We start from the raw sequence: 5,149 nt of genomic DNA, 5'->3' as shown, positions 1-5,149 counted from the left end.
CGCCACGACCCTCGTGCGCCTCGTCCGCCCCTCGTCTCCCGGGCAGCGCAACGCGCGCCTCTTCCGGGCCGCCTGCCGCGCCTACGAGACCGGCCTCGGCACGGAACCGGCCGGCACCCTCACCGTCGCCGCCCGCCGGACCGGCCCGCCCGAACGCGAAACCCGGGCCACCCTCGCCTCCGCCGCCCACCACTCCGTCGCCTCCCCCACAGCCCCGCGCGCCACCCCCTGACACCGGCCACGGCCGCCCCCACTCAGCCCGCGCCCCCAATATTCGGCTGCGCCCGCGCACCACCCCGACTACCCTGACCGCCATGTCGACACCCCGGATTTCCTAGCTCGGACACCCGCTTTCACGCCACCCGTGTGTCTGTGTGTCCTTGAGCTTTTCCGGAGCGTTATCCATGATCACCGTCCGCGGTGCCGACGTACGCGTCGGCGCCCGACTCCTGCTGTCCGACCTCAACTTCCACATCGCCCCCGGCGACCGCATCGGCCTCGTGGGCCGCAACGGCGCCGGTAAAACCACCCTCCTGAGCACCCTCACCGGAGCCGCCAGGCCCGCCGCCGGTTCCGTCACCCGTACCGGATCGCTCGGCCACCTCGCGCAGGACTCCCGTACGGCCGACCCGTCCGTCGGCGTCACCGACCGGATCCTGTCCGCCCGCGGCCTGGACCACGCTGTACGGGCGCTGCGCGCCGCCGAGACCGCCATGGCCGCGGCCGCCGCACCCGCCGCACAGCAGCGCGCGATGGCGGCGTACGCCCGCGCGGAGGCCGACTTCCAGGCGCGCGGCGGCTACGCGGCCGAGGCCGACGCGGCACGGGTCGCCGCGGGTGTCGGGCTGCCGCCGCACGTCATGCACCAGCCGGTGGGCACGCTCTCCGGCGGGCAGCGGCGCCGCGTCGAACTGGCCCGCATCCTCGTCGCGGACCACGACACCCTGCTGCTCGACGAACCGACCAACCACCTGGACGTCGACGCGATCACCTGGCTGCGGACGTTCCTGGCCGGTCACCGCGGCGGCCTGATGATCATCAGCCACGACGCCGAGCTGCTGGCCGGCCTGGTCAACCGGGTCTTCCACCTGGATCCGTCCCCCGGCTCCCGGCCACATCCAGGCGCAGCAGAAGCAGCCGGCTCCACCCTCGACATCCACAACACCACCTGGCACGCCTACCTCACCCAGCGCGCGGCCGACGAACGCCGCCGCGCCCGCGAGCGCGGCAACGCCGAACGCAAAGCCACCGCCCTGCGCCTCCAGGCGGACAAAATGCGCAGCAGAGTCGCCACCGCCACCGCCGCGAAGAACATGGCACGGCGCGCCGACCGGATGCTCGCCGACCTGGAACCGGCCCGCCGCACGGCCAAGGTCGCCCGGATCCGGCTGCCCGAACCCGCACCGTGCGGCCGGACGCCCCTGGGGGCCGTCAGCCTGGCCAAGGCATACGGAGACCACCAGGTGCTGCGCGGCGTGGACCTGGCCGTGGACCGGGGCAGCCGCCTGGTCGTCCTCGGCCTCAACGGAGCGGGCAAAACCACCCTGTTGCGGCTGCTCGCCGGGCGCGAACTGCCGGACTCCGGGCGGGTGGTGCACGGGCACGGGCTACGGCTCGGGTACTTCGCCCAGGAGCACGACACCCTCGATCCGGCGCGCAGCGTCCGGGAGAACCTCGCGGCCGCCGCGCCGCATCTCACCGACGGCGAAGTGCGGCACGTCCTCGGCTCGTTCCTGTTCACGGGCGATGACGCCGACAAGCCGGCCGGCGTCCTGTCCGGCGGCGAGAAGACCCGTCTCGCGCTGGCCGGGCTCGTCCACTCCGGGGCGAACGTGCTCCTCCTGGACGAGCCCACCAACAACCTCGATCCGGCGTCCCGCGGCGAGGTGCTGAGCGCCGTCGACAACTACCCGGGCGCCCTCGTGATGGTCACGCACGACCCGGGCGCCATCGAGGCACTGCGCCCTGACCGCGTCCTGCTCCTCCCGGACGGAACGGAGGACCTCTGGAGCCCTGAACACCTCGAACTCGTCGCGCTCGACTGAGTCCTGGGCCGATTGTCAGTGGCGTGCGCTTCACTGAACTCAGCACGGTGGAACAGCAGTCCGAACCGGGGGATCACCATGAACGCACACACGCACGCCCACACGGACACCCGGCCGCAGGCACCGGCGGGTACCACCGGGAACAGGGGCGCGACGGCAACGCCCGACGACACCGCCGCGCTCCTGGCCGCCGCCCAGGCACCGACCGCCGACTGGCTGACCGCCCACTTCGGCGCAGACACCCTGTGGCGCCCCGCCGAAGCCGACCTCCCCCAGCGCCTGGAGGACGAGCCGACCCGCACGTTCCTGACCACCGTCGGCTTCCCCGCCATTCGCCTCGACTTCATCGGCTTCGACTCCACCGCCCTGCTCACATCGGGCCCCTGGGAGGAAGACCCCGCCGAACTCTTCGGCGAGCGCTACCCGGACGACGACTCACCGCCCGAGCGCTACGCCTACGGACTCGGCGAGCAGAACGGCCTGACCCTGATGCTGATGGGCGACACCGGCAGCATCGACCTCTACGACCCCAACGGCTGGGACCACGCGGCCGGTTACGGCGGCTACGCCTGCGACTCCCTGCCGAACCTGGCCGCCGCCCTGGCCCTCATCGCCCACTACGAGGCCCGCCTCACCGGCGACGACTCCACCACCGCCCTCAAGGAACTCCGCACCCTCCTGGAATCCCTGGAGCCCACCGAAGACTCCACCCTCTGGCACAACCTCTTCACCGAAATACACGACAACTACGCCAACTGCACCTCGGAGAACGGTGCCTGACGGCTACCGACCCCGTCGGCGATCGGCCGCCGGTCCAGCAGCCACGCCCGCCCGCTGCCACCGCCCACCCCACCGACAAGCGCCGCCCCCTCCCCCGCTCACTCCACCACGTCGATCGTCATCTCCGGCCGGTCCCACATCACAGCCGGCGGGTTCGCCGCCACGGTGCCGGTGCGCCGCGCGCCGACGCTGCGATAGAAGCCCTCGGCCGGCGGATGCGAGACGACCCGCACGCTCGCGATCCCGGCATTCCGCGCCACATCCCGCATGTGTGCGATCAACAACCGCCCGATCCCCGCCCCTTGCGCCTCATCGGCAACAAACATCAGATCCAGCTCCGGCGGTTCCAGCACCAACGCATAGAACCCGACCACCCGCTCCCCCATGCCCTCTCCGGCACCCGACGCATCGCCGCCCTCTTCCACCGCGACATACACCTCATGCGCCTCGATGTAATCCGGCCCCACCCGATACCCCGCAACCATCGCGGCATGCGGCCCTTCATACGCCCGCGAACTCCGCACCATCCGCGTAAGCCGCTTCGCATCCCGCACCGTCGCCCGCCGAATCCGCACGGCCCCACCCCGGCCACCGGCACCCCGACCACCGACTCCACGCCCCGCCATACCGTCCTCGCCCTGCCTTCCACTCCACGCCGGCCTCACCGTCGCCCGGCTCCCCCCTGGCCCGTCCCAGGCCAAGGCCACCCGGCACGCGAAAGGGGCGCCCGATCACCTCGGACGCCCCTTTCGACCAGCTGAGTCGCCGGCCTCTGCGGAGGCTGTGGGATTTGAACCCACGGTGAGGGGTTACCTCACGACAGTTTTCAAGACTGTTCCCTTAGGCCGCTCGGGCAAGCCTCCCCGCGGCAGCGCCTGGCGGTGCCGCGGGGATCAGACTAGCGCGTCACTTGTCCCCCGTGCGCTGGCCCAGCGTGACGACCGCGGTGCGGTCCTTGCCGGCGCGCTTGTAGGTGAGGGTGATCTTGTCGCCGGGCTTGTGCTGCCAGATCTCGCTGATCAGGGTGGGGCCGCTGTCGATCACCGTGTCGTCGAGCTTGGTGATGGTGTCGCCCGGCTGGAGGCCGGCCTTGGCGGCGGGTCCGTTCGGGGTGACCGCGTCCGAACCGTTGTTGCCGGTCTGGGCGATGGTCGCGCCGTTGCCGGTGTCCTTCATCGTGACCTGGACGCCGATCTGCGGATAGACCGGCTTGCCCGTCCTGATCAGATCCTGGGCCACCCGGCGGGCCTGGTCGATGGGGATCGCGAAGCCCAGGCCGATGCTGCCGGACTGCTGGCTCTCGCCGCCCATACCGCCGTTGCCTGCCGACTGGATGGCGGAGTTGATGCCGATGACGTTGCCGTTCGCGTCCATCAGGGGGCCGCCGGAGTTGCCCGGGTTGATGGAGGCGTCGGTCTGCAGCGCGCTCATGTACGAGGCGCTGGTGCCGCCGCCGTCGCTGGAGGCCACCGGGCGGTCCTTGGCGCTGACGATGCCGGTGGTGACCGTGCCGGAGAGGCCGAAGGGGGCGCCGATCGCGATCGTGGCGTCGCCGACCTGCACGTTGGCGGACTTGCCCAGCGGCAGCGGGTTCAGCTTGGCGTCCGATGCGTTCTTCAGCTTGACCACGGCGACGTCGTAGCCCTGGGCCCGGCCCACGACCTCGGCGTTGTACTTCTTGCCGTCCGAGAACGTCGCGGTGAGCGAACCGCCGTCGGCCGCGGCCGCGACGACGTGGTTGTTGGTGAGGATGTGGCCCTGCTTGTCGTAGACGAAGCCGGTGCCGGTGCCGCCCTCGCCGGTCGCGCCCTGCGCCTCGATCGTGACGACGCTGGGCAGCGCCTTCTGCGCTATCCCGGAGACGGAGGTGGGCTTGCGGTTCAGCGCACCGGGGTCGCCGGATGCGGTGACCGTGGTGGAGGAGCCCTCGCCGCGGCCCGCGGCCCAGAAGCCGATGCCGCCGCCGACGCCGCCCGCGACCAGCGCCGCGACCAGCACGGCGGCGACCAGGCCGCCGTTACGCCGCCGCTGGGGAGGCTGCGGTCCCGGCGCGCCCCAGGGGTCGCCGCCACCGCCGCCCCCGTAGGGCGGCTGGTTTCCCCAGCCACCACCGGATGAGCCGTGGCCGGTCGCGGCGTACGCGGGCGGCTGCGCGGCCGGTCCGCCCGCGGCCCCGGGGTACGCGCCGCCGGGGTGCGGCGGCTGTCCGGGGCCGCCGTATCCGGACTGCGCGGCCATCGTCGCCGTACGGTCCTGCTCTGCGGGGGCCCCCGGGCCTGCGGCGGCCGGTGCCTGCGCCGGACCGTCGCCCGTGGTGGGGGCGA

4 protein-coding genes, 1 tRNA gene and 1 pseudogene are annotated in these 5,149 nt (G+C 72.5%); 3 read left to right on the top strand and 3 right to left on the bottom strand.

Going from position 1 to position 5,149, the window contains the following annotated elements; genetic code table 11:
* The 3 genes and pseudogenes from LIU39_RS34530 to LIU39_RS34520 form a co-directional block, all read left to right on the top strand.
* Positions 1 to 232 (top strand): annotated as a pseudogene (locus LIU39_RS34530) (bifunctional DNA primase/polymerase); the annotation flags it as partial.
* Positions 233 to 404: 172 nt separating this feature from the next.
* Positions 405 to 2,045, top strand: a complete 1,641-nt coding sequence (locus tag LIU39_RS34525) for an ABC-F family ATP-binding cassette domain-containing protein (protein ID WP_227050936.1) — start codon at positions 405 to 407, stop codon at positions 2,043 to 2,045.
* A 78-nt stretch (positions 2,046 to 2,123) separates the two neighbouring features.
* The gene (locus LIU39_RS34520; protein ID WP_227050935.1) at positions 2,124 to 2,825 is read left to right on the top strand and encodes an SUKH-4 family immunity protein; all 702 of its coding nucleotides are present in this window, start codon (positions 2,124 to 2,126) and stop codon (positions 2,823 to 2,825) included.
* Between the two features lie 98 nt (positions 2,826 to 2,923).
* Here LIU39_RS34520 and LIU39_RS34515 read toward each other — a convergent pair whose 3' ends face one another.
* The 3 genes from LIU39_RS34515 to LIU39_RS34505 all read right to left on the bottom strand — a co-directional run.
* The gene (locus LIU39_RS34515; protein WP_227050934.1) at positions 2,924 to 3,451 is read right to left on the bottom strand and encodes a GNAT family N-acetyltransferase; all 528 of its coding nucleotides are present in this window, start codon (positions 3,449 to 3,451) and stop codon (positions 2,924 to 2,926) included.
* Positions 3,452 to 3,600: 149 nt separating this feature from the next.
* Positions 3,601 to 3,688 (bottom strand) — tRNA-Ser (locus LIU39_RS34510).
* A gap of 43 nt (positions 3,689 to 3,731) precedes the next feature.
* Positions 3,732 to 5,149 (bottom strand): S1C family serine protease (locus LIU39_RS34505; RefSeq protein WP_227050933.1); only part of this gene is annotated, 1,418 nt, incomplete at its 5' end.

The sequence above is a fragment of the Streptomyces pinistramenti genome (genome assembly GCF_020564935.1).
Taxonomy (GTDB): domain Bacteria; phylum Actinomycetota; class Actinomycetes; order Streptomycetales; family Streptomycetaceae; genus Streptomyces; species Streptomyces pinistramenti.
This window is presented reverse-complemented; position numbering and strand designations above follow the sequence as displayed.

Excerpts from the sequence above, each read along its gene's own strand:
- LIU39_RS34525 (WP_227050936.1), top strand. The coding sequence starts at position 405 with ATGATCACCGTCCGCGGTGCCGACGTACGCGTCGGCGCCCGACTCCTG.
- LIU39_RS34520 (WP_227050935.1), top strand. The coding sequence starts at position 2,124 with ATGAACGCACACACGCACGCCCACACGGACACCCGGCCGCAGGCACCG.
- LIU39_RS34515 (WP_227050934.1), bottom strand. The coding sequence starts at position 3,451 with ATGGCGGGGCGTGGAGTCGGTGGTCGGGGTGCCGGTGGCCGGGGTGGG.